19 protein-coding genes are annotated in these 16,632 nt (G+C 43.9%); 9 read left to right on the top strand and 10 right to left on the bottom strand.

The features are described 5' to 3' along the window. Positions 1–815, bottom strand: an 815-nt coding sequence (locus tag ACNPNW_RS18110; RefSeq protein ID WP_448767291.1) for a carboxyl transferase domain-containing protein, incomplete at its 3' end; no start/stop codon positions are given. 35 nt (positions 816–850) lie between these two features. Beyond that, on the bottom strand, positions 851–2,023 hold the full coding sequence (locus ACNPNW_RS18105; RefSeq protein ID WP_420937403.1) for an isovaleryl-CoA dehydrogenase: 1,173 nt from the start codon (positions 2,021–2,023) through the stop codon (positions 851–853). Positions 2,024–2,171: 148 nt separating this feature from the next. On the opposite strand from ACNPNW_RS18105, the gene ACNPNW_RS18100 reads away from it, so the two are divergent. The 5 genes from ACNPNW_RS18100 (at position 2,172) to ACNPNW_RS18080 (ending at position 7,291) form a co-directional block, all read left to right on the top strand. After that, positions 2,172–2,807, top strand: a complete 636-nt coding sequence (locus ACNPNW_RS18100; protein WP_005251442.1) for a TetR/AcrR family transcriptional regulator — start codon at positions 2,172–2,174, stop codon at positions 2,805–2,807. Positions 2,808–2,905: 98 nt separating this feature from the next. Next, positions 2,906–4,594: an AMP-binding protein gene (locus ACNPNW_RS18095; RefSeq protein ID WP_247143621.1), complete on the top strand. Its 1,689-nt coding sequence runs from the start codon at positions 2,906–2,908 to the stop codon at positions 4,592–4,594. Positions 4,595–4,903: 309 nt separating this feature from the next. Next, a complete protein-coding gene (locus tag ACNPNW_RS18090; protein ID WP_420937402.1) occupies positions 4,904–5,572 on the top strand; it encodes a class I SAM-dependent methyltransferase in 669 nt (222 codons plus the stop codon). Between the two features lie 62 nt (positions 5,573–5,634). Then, the gene (locus ACNPNW_RS18085; RefSeq protein WP_420937401.1) at positions 5,635–6,432 is read left to right on the top strand and encodes a thioesterase family protein; all 798 of its coding nucleotides are present in this window, start codon (positions 5,635–5,637) and stop codon (positions 6,430–6,432) included. Positions 6,433–6,514: 82 nt separating this feature from the next. Continuing rightward, positions 6,515–7,291, top strand: a complete 777-nt coding sequence (locus ACNPNW_RS18080; protein WP_420937433.1) for a Rossmann-like and DUF2520 domain-containing protein — start codon at positions 6,515–6,517, stop codon at positions 7,289–7,291. A 228-nt stretch (positions 7,292–7,519) separates the two neighbouring features. Here ACNPNW_RS18080 and trmB read toward each other — a convergent pair whose 3' ends face one another. Then, a complete protein-coding gene (gene trmB, locus ACNPNW_RS18075; protein ID WP_004729978.1) occupies positions 7,520–8,236 on the bottom strand; it encodes a tRNA (guanosine(46)-N7)-methyltransferase TrmB in 717 nt (238 codons plus the stop codon). Positions 8,237–8,387: 151 nt separating this feature from the next. Then, complete coding sequence (locus tag ACNPNW_RS18070) at positions 8,388–9,833, bottom strand: SulP family inorganic anion transporter (protein ID WP_420937400.1); 1,446 nt, start codon at positions 9,831–9,833, stop codon at positions 8,388–8,390. 217 nt (positions 9,834–10,050) lie between these two features. Between ACNPNW_RS18070 and ACNPNW_RS18065 the strand changes: the two genes are divergently transcribed. Next, positions 10,051–10,662 (top strand): glutathione binding-like protein, encoded by a 612-nt coding sequence (locus tag ACNPNW_RS18065; protein ID WP_004729975.1) that lies wholly within the window; start codon positions 10,051–10,053, stop codon positions 10,660–10,662. 54 nt (positions 10,663–10,716) lie between these two features. On the opposite strand, the gene ACNPNW_RS18060 is transcribed toward ACNPNW_RS18065, so the two are convergent. The 5 genes from ACNPNW_RS18060 to ACNPNW_RS18040 all read right to left on the bottom strand — a co-directional run bounded on the left by ACNPNW_RS18060 (position 10,717) and on the right by ACNPNW_RS18040 (position 13,471). Then, on the bottom strand, positions 10,717–11,499 hold the full coding sequence (locus ACNPNW_RS18060) for a thiazole synthase (RefSeq protein WP_004646601.1): 783 nt from the start codon (positions 11,497–11,499) through the stop codon (positions 10,717–10,719). Positions 11,500–11,513: 14 nt separating this feature from the next. Next, complete coding sequence (gene thiS, locus ACNPNW_RS18055) at positions 11,514–11,711, bottom strand: sulfur carrier protein ThiS (protein WP_004280105.1); 198 nt, start codon at positions 11,709–11,711, stop codon at positions 11,514–11,516. A 35-nt stretch (positions 11,712–11,746) separates the two neighbouring features. Continuing rightward, on the bottom strand, positions 11,747–12,112 hold the full coding sequence (locus ACNPNW_RS18050) for a DUF423 domain-containing protein (RefSeq protein WP_004280103.1): 366 nt from the start codon (positions 12,110–12,112) through the stop codon (positions 11,747–11,749). 119 nt (positions 12,113–12,231) lie between these two features. Then, positions 12,232–13,101 (bottom strand): RNA polymerase sigma factor RpoH, encoded by an 870-nt coding sequence (rpoH, locus tag ACNPNW_RS18045; protein ID WP_004280101.1) that lies wholly within the window; start codon positions 13,099–13,101, stop codon positions 12,232–12,234. A 136-nt stretch (positions 13,102–13,237) separates the two neighbouring features. After that, on the bottom strand, positions 13,238–13,471 hold the full coding sequence (locus ACNPNW_RS18040) for a sulfurtransferase TusA family protein (RefSeq protein WP_026055754.1): 234 nt from the start codon (positions 13,469–13,471) through the stop codon (positions 13,238–13,240). A gap of 382 nt (positions 13,472–13,853) precedes the next feature. Here ACNPNW_RS18040 and ACNPNW_RS18035 point away from each other — a divergent pair, with 382 nt between their 5' ends. Next, the gene (locus tag ACNPNW_RS18035; protein WP_004280099.1) at positions 13,854–14,069 is read left to right on the top strand and encodes a cold-shock protein; all 216 of its coding nucleotides are present in this window, start codon (positions 13,854–13,856) and stop codon (positions 14,067–14,069) included. 101 nt (positions 14,070–14,170) lie between these two features. After that, positions 14,171–15,322: an ATP-dependent RNA helicase RhlB gene (gene rhlB, locus ACNPNW_RS18030; protein WP_004280098.1), complete on the top strand. Its 1,152-nt coding sequence runs from the start codon at positions 14,171–14,173 to the stop codon at positions 15,320–15,322. A 60-nt stretch (positions 15,323–15,382) separates the two neighbouring features. Here rhlB and ACNPNW_RS18025 read toward each other — a convergent pair whose 3' ends face one another. Beyond that, positions 15,383–15,763 (bottom strand): hypothetical protein, encoded by a 381-nt coding sequence (locus ACNPNW_RS18025; protein WP_004646604.1) that lies wholly within the window; start codon positions 15,761–15,763, stop codon positions 15,383–15,385. Between the two features lie 259 nt (positions 15,764–16,022). On the opposite strand from ACNPNW_RS18025, the gene ACNPNW_RS18020 reads away from it, so the two are divergent. After that, positions 16,023–16,604: a nitroreductase family protein gene (locus tag ACNPNW_RS18020; protein ID WP_253100221.1), complete on the top strand. Its 582-nt coding sequence runs from the start codon at positions 16,023–16,025 to the stop codon at positions 16,602–16,604. Positions 16,605–16,632: the final 28 nt, after the last annotated feature.

The following is a 16,632-nucleotide window of genomic DNA, read 5'->3' as shown; positions in this document are numbered from 1 at the left end:
GTGTTTGGCTTTTTGTTCAGATTCGCCACGATATTGCGGGCAATCGCAAGCGCATGTTCATCATTTTCTGCCAGATGATCAGCCACGCCAGACAAACGGGTATGCACATCACCACCACCGAGATCCTCACTAGACACCACTTCACCAGTAGCTGCCTTAACCAGAGGAGGGCCGCCGAGGAAGATCGTGCCCTGATTGCGGACAATAATGGTTTCATCTGACATGGCAGGAACATAAGCACCACCGGCAGTACAGCTACCCATCACCACTGCAATCTGAGCGATACCTTGGCTCGACATACGTGCCTGATTGTAGAAAATACGGCCGAAGTGATCGCGGTCTGGAAATACTTCATCCTGTAAAGGCAAATATGCACCGCCTGAATCCACCAGATAGATACAGGTCAGATGGTTCTGTTCGGCAATTTCCTGGGCACGTAAATGCTTTTTCACTGTCAATGGATAATAAGTACCGCCTTTCACCGTAGCATCATTGGCGATGATCATGCAGGTCACACCGTTGACCTGACCAACACCAGCGACCACACCTGCGGCAGGCACATCATCCTGATAAACCTGATAGGCAGCCAGCTGACCAATTTCCAGAAAAGCGGTTCCTGGATCAATCAGGTGATTAATCCGTTCACGTGGTAACAGCTTGCCGCGATCTAAATGTTTTTGGCGGGCAGTTTCGCCGCCACCGAGGGCAATCTTTTCAACTTTCTGTTTCAGGTCATCCACCAGTTGCAGCATGGCAGTCTGGTTGGTTTTAAACTCTTCACTACGTATATTGATTTTGCTCGATAACTGATTCATGACGAACATCCTTGTTTTATTCTAAGTGTTAAGGTTTAGGCTGTTTCGTTGAAAAGTTCACGGCCAATCAGCATGCGGCGGATTTCTGAAGTACCGGCGCCAATTTCATACAGTTTGGCATCACGCCATAAACGGCCGGCAGCAAATTCGTTGATATAACCGTTACCACCTAAAGTCTGAATGGTTTCTCCTGCCATCCAGGTCGCTTTTTCAGCAGCATATAAAATGGCACTGGCAGCATCTTTACGCAGGCTACGGCTATGCTCAGCTTTGTCACATTCAGCACCGACCGCATAAACCAGTGCCTTACAGGCTAGCCAGGTCGAATACATGTCGGCAATTTTGCCTTGCATTAACTGGAATTCGCCCAGCGCCTGACCAAACTGTTTACGGTCATGAATATATGGAATCACGGTATCCATACAGGCATCCATAATCCCCAGTGGGCCAGCACTCAATACAGCACGCTCATAGTCCAGACCACTCATCAAGACCTTGGTGCCATTGCCGACACCGCCAAGCACGTTTTCTTTCGGAACTTCGACATTGTCAAAAAATAGGGGATAAGTATTGGAACCACGCATGCCCAGTTTGTCTAAATGGGTGCCGTGACTAAAACCTGGCATATTTTTCTCAACCAGGAAGGCGGTCATGCCTTTGGCGCCAGCTTGTAAATCGGTTTTGGCATAGACGACGAGTACATCGGCATCACCGCCGTTAGTGATCCACATTTTTGAACCATTCAACAGGTAGTGATCGCCTTTGTCTTCTGCTTTCAGTTTCATGCTCACCACATCCGAGCCTGCATTCGGTTCAGACATTGCCAAGGCACCGACATATTCACCTGAAATCAGTTTAGGCAGATAACGCTGTTTCTGTTCTTCAGTACCATTTCGCTTAATTTGGTTTACACATAGGTTAGAATGTGCGCCATAGGACAGCCCAATGGATGCAGAAGCACGGGAAATTTCCTGCATGGCAATGATGTGCGCCAGATAACCAAAATTTGAACCGCCATATTCCTCACTGACTGTCAGCCCGAGCAGGCCCATCTCGCCAAATTTTTTCCAAAGGTGAGCAGGGAACTCGTTGTCACGGTCAACCTGTTGAGCAATCGGGGTAATTTCTTTGGCGCAAAATGCGGCCACTGAATCACGAAGCGCTATTAGAGTTTCATCCAAACCGAAATCCAAGCTTTGTAAATTCATTCTTCATCCATCCTGAGGTTATATTTGTTGTGTCCAAAAAAGCATTGTTGTTGTGCTTGTGGTTTTAACATACAACGAAAAAATAAAAAAGTGAATCTATATTCACAAAATGATTTACAATTCATTTTATCTTGTTGAGATTAATTTTATGAGTTATAAAAGATCATCATTGATGCAGGAACGAATGGAACAAAATCGCCTGTCGATTTTGGAATCTGCTCGTGAACTGATTATTCAAGGGGGCTTGAAGGAGGCATCGATTCAGGCGATTGCAGAACGCGCAGGCGTTTCTACAGGGCTGGTCTATCGATATTTCGAAAGCAAAAGCCAGATTTTAATTGAGGTTTTGTCGGCCGCGATTCAGCATGAAGTCGGAATTCTGAACCATATTGCCGAGTCAGATTTATCGCCAAAACTGAAATTGCAAAAATCTGTTACAACTTTTGTCAAGCGTGCCATGAATAGCCCCCAATTGGCGTATTCACTGATGTTCGAACCGGTCGATCCGGAAATGGAACATGAGCGTTTTCGCAGTAAGCAGCTGCTCAAGCAGAGCATTAAGGAAATTCTGGCCGAAGGAAAGGTCAATGGAGAATTCGAATTTGAAGATTTGAATACGGCAGCATTAGGTGTGGTTGGTGCCATGACCTTTGTCGTGATTGAACCTTTAAATCCGTCCCGAAATGTCATGTTTGATCAGAAGTATAAGGATCACTTTGTCAAACAGATTGCCGATTTTTGTGTCAACGCAGTACGTGGGCAGGAGGAAAATTTACAAGCATAAACACACAAAAAACCGGTACACAGACAAGGTCGTCGTGGTCATAAAACAATTAGTAAAGTTGAAAATCAGAATTACAAAGAATCAAGGAGATCGATTCAATGACACAAGTACGGTTAAGCTATGCCTATGGAACCAGCAGCCAGCCTTTATTGGGCATGACGATTGGTGAAAAATTTGATCAGGCTTGCGAGCAGTATGCAGAACGTGATGCGGTAGTGAGTTTGCATCAGAACATACGCCTCAGTTACCGGCAGCTACAGGATCAGGTCAATGCCTTTGCCTGTCAGCTGCTGAAACTGGGTATGCAAAAAGGTGACCGTCTGGCAATCTGGTCGCCGAACTGTGTGGAATGGACCATTACCCAGTTTGCGGCCTTCAAGGCAGGCATTATTCTGGTGAACCTGAATCCGGCCTATAAAAGCAATGAGCTTGAATATGTGCTAAACAAGGTCTCCTGTAAGGGACTGGTGATTGCAGCGCAGTTTAAGACGACGGACTATCAGGAAATTCTGACTAAAATTGCACCTGAGCTGATGCAGACTGAAAGTAAATTCCTCAATGCAGAGCGCTTGCCGCATTTAAAGCATGTGATTAAAATTGATGATCAGCAGCATACCGGTATCCACCGTTTTCAGGATTTACTAAGCTCGCCAAGCGCCCAAGAGCTGGAACAACTGCAACAGATCTCCAGTGAATTGCAGTTCGATGAAACGATTAATATCCAGTTTACTTCGGGCACTACGGGCAATCCGAAAGGCACCATGCTGACCCATAATAATATTTTAAATAACGGGTACTTTGTCGGTGAAGCGATTCATTTAGGTCCAGAAGACCGCGTCTGTATTTCAGTTCCTTTATTTCACTGCTTTGGTATGGTGATGGGTAATCTGGCCTGTATTACGCATGGTTCTGCCATGATCTATCCATCAGCTGTATTTAATCCGCTGGAAACCTTGAAAGCCATTCAGCAGGAAAAATGTACCGCGGCTTATGGTGTGCCAACCATGTTTATCGCTATTCTTGAGCATGAACAGTTTGACGAATTTGACCTGTCCAGTCTGCGTACCGGGATTATGGCGGGTAGTCCATGTCCGCAGGAAATTATGCAGCGCGTGATTGAACGCATGCATATGTCTGAAATCACGATTTGTTATGGCATGACCGAAACTGCGCCAGTGAGTGCACAAAGCTCAACGGCAGACAGTGTCGAGCGACGTGTTAGTACGGTTGGCCGGGTACATCCGCATCTGGAAGTTAAAATTGTCGATGAAAATGGCAAGGTGGTGCCACGCGGTCAATTGGGCGAGCTATGTGTACGCGGTTATTCCGTCATGCTCGGTTACTGGGAAGACCAGGACAAAACTCAGGAAGTGATTGATGCTGCACGCTGGATGCATACCGGTGATATCGCTGAAATGGATGATGAAGGCTTTGTGAAAATCAAGGGTCGAATCAAGGATGTCGTCATTCGTGGCGGAGAAAACCTGTTCCCGAAAGAAATCGAAGATTTCCTTTATACCCATCCTGCCGTTTCAGATGTACAGGTGATCGGTGTGCCAGACCATAAATATGGTGAGGAACTTTGTGCTTGCATCATCCTGCATGAAAATGATCCGTGTACTGAGGAAACTATCCGTCAGTATTGTAAGGAGCATATTTCTCACAATAAAGTGCCACGTTATGTGCGTTTCTTCCAGGAATTTCCAATGACGGCTTCCGGTAAGGCGCAGAAGTTCAAATTGCGTGAATTTATGCGTGAAGAGCTGAACTTGAAAGAGATTGCTTAAATTGTATTGATGTGATTCTTAAATGGGGCAAAGCAGTATTTAATGCATGCATTGCCTCCATTTGTATAACGGTTTCGATATCAATGTTTAGGCTTTTCTTACTTTTGATGGGCCAAAAGTAAGCAAAATCCCTTTATTTTGCTGAAGGGACTTCCATGTCCCTCAGCAAAATGGCGACATCCATGTCGCCGGGTCTATGATCAAATTTCAAGAAAACAGTAAATAAGATCAAGCTACAAGATTTAAATATTCAATCTATCTAAATACCCGCCTGAGTTTTAGATTCGTGCATAGATTTAGAGTAAAAATATGGCAAAAAACTTTCACAGTGAAGTCGTGGTCGTCAGTTATGACGATCATATCCGTAAACTGATTCCCGGTTATGAACTGGTGCATCAGCAGATTGAAGCAATTCTCAGCACTGAACTCCCAGAAACCGCACATATATTAATAGTGGGTTGCGGAACAGGTTATGAATTGTCGTATTTATTAGAGCAACATCCAGACTGGACCTTTACTGCAATTGATCCATCAGCAGCTATGCTGGAACAGGCCAGAAAAAATTTGAATTCTATGGATCGACAAAGGGTGAAATTCGTCCAAAGTACGATTCAAGATTTGAATCAGCCAGATACGTTTGATGCTGCGTTAGCCATTCTGGTGGCACATTTCATTTCAAATTCCGAAAAAAACGGATTTTTTCAGGCTATCCAGCAGTGTCTTAAAACCAATGGTCTTGCATTGACCTATGACCTGATGCAACCCGAAGATCAGCAAGACATCAAAATTATGCAGAAGCTGGCACAACAGACAGGGTTAAGCGTGGTGCAAAGTAACAAGATGGTTGAACGCTTGGAGCAGGATTTTCACTTGTTATCTGCACAAAATTTTAAAGCGCTTTTAACCAAAGTCGGATTTAAACAGTGCAAGATTTATTGTCAAATCATGAATTATCATGGCTTTTTGATACGAAAATAAAGATCAAAGAACTTTTTGCAAATTCTAAAGTTTAAGAGAATATTCAGGGAAGTATTAAAACAATGTCGGCATATTACAGTTTTATTCAGCGCGAACAGCATGCAGATGGCAGTACTACTGCTTATTACCGTTCCAACCTTCATGCACAAGGTGCATGGAATCCGCATGAGCAGCACATGGCGCCAGCCACCGGTATTCTATGCGTCGAACTGGAACAGTTTCAGCCACGTGCTGACATGCGTATTGGTCGGGTCGGGCTGGATATTTTTGGCCTGATAGCCTTTGGTGAATTTTCGATTACCACACGCATGATCCGTCCGGGTAAAACCATTGAACTGGTTGAAGCTGAAATGTGTGCCAATGGTAAAACCTGTATCGTGGCACGCGCGTGGAGAATGCTAACTTCAAATACCACGGCCATTGCTGGAGTGGAAGATTTTCCGATCGAAAGTCCAGAATATTTACCGGTTTGGGAGGGTATGCGCTGCTGGCCGGGCGGTTATATCCAGAGTATTGAAACCCGGGCACATGCTGACCATCGTGCAGGCAAGGGCATTGTCTGGCTAAGAAATTCGCTGGACATGGTAGAAGGTCAACCGACGACAGACTTTAGTCGTTTGCTCGGTATGGTCGATACGGCCAATGGCATTGTGCCACGTCAGGACCCGAATTCCGGTTGGGGATTTCCGAATCTGGACCTGCAGATTCATATGCACCGTCTGCCACAGGGTAAATCGCTGGGACTGGAAGTGGTGCAGCAATATGGTGAAGATGGTATCGGCTTGACCAGCGGAATTCTGCATGATGTTCACGGGCCTTTTGGTCGAAGCGAACAGATTCTGACCCTGCGTAAGTTCTAAAGTCTATTCGAAACCTCAAGGCCAATTGCCTCAATCTTTATTTATTGGCATGCTGTGCGTAATTTATCAGGAAGAACAGCAGATGCGGATCAGTATGATTGGGGCAGGGCGAGTGGCATATCATCTTGCCCTTGTATTGTCAGCACAACATGAGATCGTACAGATCTATAGTCGAACTCTAGAAAAATCACAACAACTGGCTGAGCAATTCAACGCTCAGGCAATCGCTCAGCCTGAACAGCTGGATCATGAGGTGGATCTGGTCATTATCGCGGTCAGTGATCAGTCGATTGCCAACGTCATTGAACAGATTCATCCGTATCTACAGCAGAACCTGATCGTACATACCTCTGGCAGTACCCATCTCGATTTACTGAAAAATGTGCATGTGCGTGCAGGCGTATTTTATCCTTTGCAGACCTTTAGTCTGGAACGCCAGATTGATTGGCAGCAGACGCCACTATTTATTGAGGCGGAGAATGAACAGGACCAAATCCTATTATTAGAACTGGCAAATAGCCTAAGCAATCGTGTTTATATTTATAATTCTAGTCAACGTCTCAGTTTGCATCTTGCAGCGGTATTTGCCTGTAACTTTGCCAATTATTGTTATGACATGGGCAAGCAGGTGGTTGATGCACAACAGGTCGATTTTAGTTTGTTGTATCCCTTGATGCTGGAAACCGCCAGTAAAGCCACGCAGAATGATCCCAAACAAATGCAGACCGGCCCAGCGATGCGTGGTGATCAGAATATCTTGAATATGCATCAGCAGATGTTAGCTAATATGCAGCGGGAAGATTTGCAAAATGTCTATCAGTTGTTGAGCCAGCAAATCCTAGAACGTCATCGAAAATAAAAGAGCCGGATTTTTTAGTCTAAAATAAAATACTCAATACTTTTTCCTCTTTAATTTTGGTGAAAAATGAAAAGAAAAAATAATAAAAAATGGAAATAGTATAAAGATGAAAATCTATTTTTCTTCTTAAGTGTTATTTCGGGTGCATTTGTCTTTATATATAAGTGGATTGCAAAATTTCTCCCATAAAAAAGCGCTGATTAATCAGCGCTTTTTTTGAATCTTGGATTAAGAAATTTTCTTGAAGATAAAATCATTAATCTTGTGACCGGCTTCAATCCCGCGACGTTCAAACTTGGTTTGCGGACGCCATTCTGGACGAGGGTAGCTGTTGCCTTTGCCCGCCAGATTTTCCAGTCGTGGACGTTCTTCCAATACTTCAATCATCCACTCTGCATACGGTTCCCAGTCCGTTGCAGCATGGAAAGTTCCGCCAAGCTCCAGCTTTTGCTCCACCAGTGGCATACGGTCATGCGAAACAAAACGGCGTTTAAAATGACGCTTTTTCTGCCATGGATCAGGGAAGTACAATTGCACAGTATTGATACTGTTGTCTGGCATTTCACGTAATACCTGAATTGCATCTGCATCCAGTACACGTAAATTCGTTAGGCCTTCAACACCTGCTTCGTAAATGCATTGCGCAATACCCGGTACATGCACTTCAATCCCGACAAAGTTACGCTCAGGATTGGCTTTGGCCATCAATACCAGTGAACGGCCCATCCCAAAACCGATTTCTACAGTCAAAGGGCGCTCTGGATGTTCAAAGTGCTGACGCAAATCACCCACTGGATATTCCAAAATTAAGTGACCATATTGTTCAAGCGCAGTACGTTGAGAGGTGTTTAACGGCATTGAGCGGCGCATAAACGTCACGATTTCACGGTGCTCGCTTAAGTTTTCCAGCTCCACGACTTGCTGGTCTAATTGATCGTTCGACATAACTTTGGCAAATCTAAAAATTCAGAATGCGGTATTTTAAGTCCTGAGCCGAGCAAGTCAAACTTTTCTCGGTATTTCTCCATAAAAATTGGCGAGATATTCCAGATAAAATAAAAGAGCCAATTGAGGCTCTTTTATTAATCACCGTTCATCAGCTACTAAACCGGTCAATCAGTGTACTGCTGGCTTCATTTAAACCGATCACTGTTACGTCTATATTTTGGGCTTTAAATTTCTGGATCACATTATTCAACATGTTCACTGAGGTCACATCCCAGATATGCGCGTGGGTCAGATCCAGTTCCACGTGTTCAAGCTCCTCTTTAAAATCAAAGAACTGATAGAATTTTTCTGTACTGCTGAAGAAAATCTGACCGGAAATCACATAACAACGTGAGTATTCATCTTTTAAATAGGTTTCGACATGGACACTTTTTTCCAGTTTATTAATAAGGAACAGAGCAGAGAGTAATACGCCTACAAATACACCGAGTGCCAGATTATGAGTGGCAAGCACGACAATAATCACGGCAATCATCACGATATTAAATTCCAGTGGATGCTTGCCAAACTGTTTGATCGCTCCCCATTGAAAGGTGGTAAATGCCACCATAATCATGATCGCAACCAGTGCTGCCATTGGGATATAAGCCAGCCAGTCTTTCAAAAAAACCACGAGACAGAGCAGAAACACGCCAGCGACCAAGGTCGATAAACGGGTACGTGCCCCTGAAGACACATTGATAATTGACTGGCCGATCATGGCACAACCGGCCATCCCACCCATAAAGCCGCTGACAATGTTGGCCATCCCCTGACCACGACATTCCTGATGACGGTCACCTTCAGTTCCGGTCACTTCATCAATGACCGTAGTGGTCATCATGCTTTCCAGCAAACCGACAGTCGCCAAGGTAAAGGAATAAGGCAGGATAATTTGCAAGGTTTCCAGATTGAGTGGAATCTCGGGAAGCAGGAACACCGGCAAGGTATCTGGAAATTGCCCCAAATCACTGACGGTACGCATATCTGCACCCAAGAAGAGAGCTAAACCGCTAAGTACGATAATACAGATCAAAGGTGAGGGAATGGCTTTACCGATTTTAGGGATATAAGGAAACATATATATAATCGCCAGACCAATCGCAATAAACAGATAACCGGTGCTATCCATCCTGTTAATTTCCGGGATTTGTGCCACAAATATCAGGATCGCCAAGGCATTCAAAAATCCGTATACCACCGCCTGCGATACAAAGCGCATTAATTTAGCGACTTTAAAATAACCCGCAATGACCTGAATGATGCCGGTCAGAATTGTGGCAGCCAACAGATATTGCAAACCATGTTCTTTTACCAAGGTAATCATCAAAAGTGCCATTGCGCCTGTAGTCGCAGAGATCATGGCAGGACGGCCACCAAAAAAGGCAATGGATACTGCAATGCAGAAAGAGGCATATAAACCGACTTGCGGATCGACACCGGCAATGGCAGAGAAGGCAATTGATTCAGGAATCAGGGCAAGTCCCACCACCAGACCTGCCAATACATCTGTGCGGATATTGGAAAACCATTCTTCTTTTTTCAGGCTAATCACGAAATATCATCTAAATTTGGAAAACCTGTGTATGTTAAACAGATAGAGATAAAAATCTACACAAGATTGACTTGCAAAAGCCCGGAATATCCTGAATATTGAATGAGTAACTGTCTTGAGATCACAGTTACGCTTTTTTGCAATTTACAGGTTTGATCACTTGAAAGTTTGTCAGAAGCGATTTAAAACATTGAGAAGTGTATAACAAGGATCAGAAATGAAGCTTTACTATTCACCAGGTGCCTGCTCACTGGCAGCACATATTATTTTAAATGAAATTAATGTCGATTTTGATTTGGAACGTGTTGATTTAAAAACACATAAAACAGAAAAAGGTACGGATTATTACGAAGTTAATCCTAAAGGCTATGTACCAGCGTTAGAAATTAACCCTGGTCTGATCCTGACAGAAAATGTTGCAATTCTACCGTTTCTTGCTCAACACGATCCAAAACAAGATTTGATCCCACCATCGGGCATGGGACGTGCCAAAGTGCTGGAATGGTTAGGTTATCTGAACTCTGAACTACATGATGCCTATGCGGTGTTCTTCGGTGGCAAGTTATCCGACGATGAAAAGAAAAAAGCCTATGCGGAGATTGATCGTCTATTGAGTTATATCGATAAAGCTATCGGTGAATCGGACAATGATTATCTGGTGGATGATAACTTTGGCCCTGCGGATGCTTATCTGTTTGTTTTGACCAACTGGTCGAACCAGATTGAGCATGATCTGAGTCCATATAAAAATATTATTCATATCCGTAATAAGGTGGCAGAACGTCAGTCTGTACAGATTGCCATGCGTGATGAAGGTCTGATTCCTTAATTACTGGAAAAAATAAAGGACTCAATTGAGTCCTTTATTTTTGTTGATGAAAATTTATTTAAAGAAATAGCCGGTTTCCGGCGAGCTGGCATTGGCCATACGCTTGCGCGGCATACGGCCTGCAAGAAAAGCTTCTCGGCCTGCTTCAACGGCTTTTTTCATCGCAGATGCCATCAAGACCGGATTTTGCGCTGCCGCAATCGCTGTATTCATGAGTACGCCGTCACAGCCCAGTTCCATCGCAATCGCAGCATCACTGGCTGTACCGACACCGGCATCGACCAGAACCGGGACTTTGGCATTTTCCTTGATGATTGACAGGGTGTGTGGATTCAGAATGCCCAGACCAGAACCAATCAGGCTACCCAGTGGCATAATCGCGACACAGCCCATGCTTTCCAGCTCTTGCGCCACGATCGGATCATCCGAGGTATAAACCATGATCTCAAAGCCATCGTCAATCAAGGTGCGAGCGGCTTTCAATGTTTCAGTCACGTTTGGATAAAGCGTTTTTTCATCACCTAAAACTTCAAGTTTGACCAGATTGTGGCCATCGAGCAACTCACGCGCCAGCATACAGGTGCGGACGGCACTATTTGCATCGAAGCAACCTGCGGTATTCGGCAAAATGGTATATTTTTCCGGAGGAATGACTGACAGCAGGTTCGGCTGGTCAGGATCTTGGCCAATATTGACACGGCGAATAGCGACAGTGACAATCTCTGCACCACTGGTTTCAATGGCCTGCTGAGTTTCATTTAAATCTTTGTATTTGCCCGTGCCTACCAAAAGGCGTGACTGGAATTGGCGTGAACCAATCTGTAATAAATCTTGCATAATTGTCCCGAGTATTAGCCGCCACCGACCGCGTGAATAATTTCTATTTTGTCTGTATCGCAAATTGGCGTATCGCCCAATCTGCTTTTAGGAATAATCATTTCATTGACTTCAACTGCAAAACGCTTACCCTCAAGCGCCATACTCTGAATCAGTTCCAGCAGATTCTTGCAGTGAGTTTCCTGTTGTTCGCCATTGATGTAAATCATCATTCTAGCAACCCTCCATGATTAAGTGTTGTTCAAACTTATCTGGCGTATTTTAAAGCATTCCAGGCCAGAATTAACCATCCGGCAATCATTAAAGCCCCGCCGATGGGCGTAATAGCACCTAAACCGCGGGGTAATCCTAAGGCCATGATATACAGTGAGCCAGAAAACAGTAAAATGCCGACCTGAATCAGACCGAAGCTCCATTGAATGGGCAATGCAGGGATGACTTTCGCCAGTAAAGAAAGAATCAGTAGTCCTAAGGCATGATAGAAAAAATAATCCGTTGCCGTTTGCCACCAGCCGAGCTGTGCTTCAGTCGCCCGCGCTTTTAAACCATGTGCACCAAAAGCACCGAGCATGACTGCAAGTGCCAAATTAAGTGCTGAAATCGCAATCCACATTTGAATTGATCTTCCTGATAAAGTTTGCGCTCAACCTTAGCATAAATTCAAAATGCGGACATAAAAAAGCCTTCATCAAAGAAGGCTTTTTCGAGGTAAATCAGTAACAGAATTTGGTGTTAATTGGATGACATCGCCACTTTAATTTTTTCCATGGCATTTTTTTCCAGCTGACGAATACGTTCCGCAGAAACATTATATTCGGCTGCAAGCTCATGCAGGGTCGATTTCTCGTCATCTAGCCAGCGACGCTGCAAGATATTACGTGAACGATCATCTAGCTGATCCATGGCTTCATGCAGGGCAGAGGTGCTTTGCTCCTCATAGTCTTCATTTTCAATCAGACGAGCCGGGTCATAACGATTATCTTCAAGATATAACGCTGGTGCCACATGGGTGGAACCTTCATCATCGTCATCGCTTGATGCATCAAAAGCCGCATCATACGCCGTCAGACGGCCTTCCATTTCCAGTACTTGTTCTGGTGTGACATTTAAATCATTGGCAATAGACTGTGCTTCTGCGAGCGTCAACTTTTTCGATGATTTCTTCAGGCTGCGCAGATTAAAGAACAGTTTACGTTGCGCTTTAGTAGTGGCGATTTTCACAATACGCCAGTTACGGATCACGTATTCGTGAATTTCCGCCTTGATCCAGTGCACGGCAAATGACACTAAACGTACGCCCATATTCGGGTCAAAACGTTTTACAGCTTTCATCAGACCCAAGTTGCCTTCCTGAATCAGGTCACCTTGTGGCAGACCATAACCGGCATAACTACGCGCAATATGTACTACAAAACGCAAGTGCGACATGACCAGCATTTTCGCTGCATCTAAATCTTGGTCATAGTAATAGCGTTCAGCCAACTCTTTTTCTTGTTCGGCCGTTAAAATCGGAATCTGATTGACAGTGCTGATATAAGCACCGAGGTTGACACCTGGCGCCGATAATGACAGGGGCATCAACTGATTGCGGCTGTCACTCATGTGTTCTCCTTGAAGTGCGGGATAACCCTAAACTAGGTTTTATCTTAATCCAATCTCTCCGCAAATAATGGATATTTGGGTAGAGAAATGTAAAAAAGTATACGAAAGTGAAGATCAACAGTTTAATTGAAAATTTTTAAGATTCAATTAAGTAGTGAAACTCTGTATCAGAAATTTTTTTAGATTCAAGCTTGAGCTGATGCAGCTGACAATAGCGGCTGACATCTGTCTGGCTATGCGGATCAGATGATTTCAGCAGGAATGTTTTCTGATTTCCGGCCTTTAGTGCGCGCTTTAACATTAATAGCGGCATCGGGCACGGTTTTCCCATAGCGTCTATAAGGCTGAATTGCGCTGGATATTCGGACATTGCGGTTTTATTTAGATAGCAGAAAAGGCTATAAATAGTAGCAAATATGATGCCAGAACCAAACTGGTTTCAGAAAAAGAAGATCTAAATGACTTTATAAAGTCTTTTGACAATTTTCATGAAAAAAATAACTAAATCAAACAGAACATGCTAAAAAAAATCTATTAATTGTGATAAACCCATGTTAAGCTCATTGCGTATTTGGGACTTTGAATAAACAAAGTGATTGTTTTTCACCCTATTACATAAATGGATGTAACCGGGATTTTGTTGATAGTTTTACAGAATGATTACAAGCTTAAAAATAATATTTTCAAACTTGTTTGCTCTGCTGTTTGCAACACCGGGTGGTCCTTCTTTTAGTTTCAATGAGGATTAACTTATGACAGCTGCTCGCGAACAAGGCGTAGTTAAGTGGTTTAACGATACTAAAGGCTTCGGCTTTATTCAACGTAATGGCGGCGATGACGTATTCGTTCATTTCCGTGCTATCCAAGGTGACGGTCACCGTTCACTTCGTGACGGCCAACGTGTTGAATTCAGTGTTGTTAAAGGCCAAAAAGGCTTTCAAGCTGAAGAAGTTCAACCATTAGACTAATCTTCGGATTAAGCTAAAAAGAAAACGCTCCAATATAACTTGGGGCGTTTTTTGTTTATACTATCCTTATCTTAGTGATTACCCAATTAGAGCACCGCTTTATGTCATCTGGTTTTGAAACCTTAAATTTACATCCCAATCTAAAAAAAGCGATTGATGCTTTAGGCTTTACCACCATGACGCCTATCCAGCAGAAGGTTTTGAAATTCACGCTGGCAGGACATGATGCCATTGGCCGTGCACAGACAGGTACAGGCAAAACTGCTGCCTTTTTAATTAGTATCATGAATGATCTCTTAAATAATCCGATTCAGGAACAACGCTATCGTGGTGAGCCACGTGCGCTGATTTTGGCACCGACCCGTGAACTGGCGTTACAGATCGAAAGCGATGCACAGGATCTGGCGAAATATGCTGGTCTCAATGTGGTGACCTTGCTGGGTGGTGTGGATTTTGACAAGCAAAAGAACCAGCTTAATAAAGCGCCTGTCGATATTATGGTGGCTACACCGGGTCGTTTGATCGATTTTGTAGAACAAAAAGAAGTCTGGCTGGATCAGATTGAATTTTTGGTCATTGATGAAGCCGACCGCTTACTAGATATGGGCTTTATTCCTTCAGTAAAGCGCATTGTGCGTTTCTCGCCGCGTAAAGAACAACGTCAGACTTTAATGTTCTCTGCAACTTTCAGCTACGATGTGCTGAATCTTGCACAACAATGGTTATTTGAACCGGTCACAGTTGAAATTGAACCGGAAAAGAAAACCAATGCCGATGTCGAACAACGGGTTTATATGGTCGCCAAGGCGGACAAATATAAATTGTTGCAAGAAATTCTGCGTGATGAGCCGATTGAAAAAGTCATGATTTTTGCCAACCGTCGTGATCAGGTGCGCAAACTTTATGATCATTTAAAACGTGATGGTTATAAGGTGGTGATGTTGTCGGGCGAAATTGCTCAGGACAAACGCCTGAAAATGCTGGACCAGTTCAAAAATGGTAAACATAACATCATGATTGCAACAGATGTTGCAGGTCGTGGCATCCATGTTGATGGTGTATCGCATGTAGTGAACTTCACCTTGCCGGAACAGTCGGATGATTATGTGCATCGTATTGGCCGTACCGGTCGTGCGGGAACCAGTGGTGTGAGTATCAGTTTCCTTGCAGAAGATGATGCGTTCTATCTGCCAGAAATTGAAAAAGCCATTGGGCAAAAATTGCCTTTGACCCGCCTGGAAGGTTACTGCTAATCCAGACCATAGAAAAACCGCTCTTGAAGAGCGGTTTTTTATTGCGCTGTGGTTTAAGGCTTATTTGGCCTGACAGCGAAATGTAAGCACCGTCTGATAATCATCATTCTGGTTTAAACCGGTATTGGTACCTGCGATATTCCCGAGAACGGTAGCCGCTGCCTGAATCATCTGACCTGTTTGTTCATCGACCACGCCTTTTAAAGCGCCGTTATAAGCTGTCTTTTCATCCACAATAATTGGGGTTGATCGAGAGCCACAGGCTTTATTGGCCGCAGTAATCGCGTTGTTTTTCGAGGTCAGTTGATTTTTACCTAATCCGGTCACTTCGTACTGGTTATTTTCCTTTTGCACTGCCAATGCAGTCGGGTTTGAGGCACAAGCAGTAAGCAATAATGCGGAAATAGCTAATCCGCTGAAAGCGATTGTTTTTTTCATCATGAAATCTCGAGTAAATAGGATGCTGAATATTTCAACACAGCAAGCAGCGCAGATTTTGTAGCTGTTGTATAGGTTTGGCAATTTTTGGTATAGCTCTATGTGACTTAGGTGAAAAATAGAGCAGCACAGGATTGAAAAACCAAGCAACTTTATCTTCAAATTGTGATGAGCGTGCTGAATCGCTATGAAGTTTCTAGCGTATTTTTCTTTGAATATGCTAATCTTGAGTATGGTTTTTTAAGTGTAGATATACAAGGCAATGACGGAATCTGCGATTGACATCGTTCATCAAAATATTCACCAACGGCAATCGATTGGTCATCTGCTGGCACCCGCACCCAATGCAGAACAACTGGAAAGAGCCTTTCAAGCGGCATTAACTGCACCCGATCATCATCGGCTCAAGCCGACCACATTTGTGGTGGTTCCTGATGACCAACGTGAAGCCTTTGGAGAATTGCTGTCGCAGGCGCTCATCGATTTGGGTGAAACTGAAACAGCGCAGATTGAGCGGGTCAAGAATCATCCATTTCGTGCGCCTTTACTGGTACTTGCCTTAACGCGTTTGCAGGATCATCCTAAAGTTCCGCATTTTGAACAAATCCTGAGTTCAGGCGCAGCGATTCAGAATTTTCTGCTGTCACTTCAGGTTCAGGGTTTCTCAACCATGTGGCGTAGCGGTGCTGTAGTCGAGTCTGGCCTGTTTAAGCAGGCATTGGGAATTTCAAAAGACGATCTGGTCTCGGGTATTATTTATATTGGCACTGCCGCAAAAGCAATTCCAGCACGCACAGAGATTCGAACCGGTGATTTTGTCAGTTACTGGAACCAGAACAGCTAGTTTGCACGGTATAACAGGATATTAAAAA

Source organism: Acinetobacter endophylla, from assembly GCF_053543775.1.
Note: the sequence above shows the minus strand (reverse complement) of the source record. Positions and strands in the feature narration are given on the sequence as shown.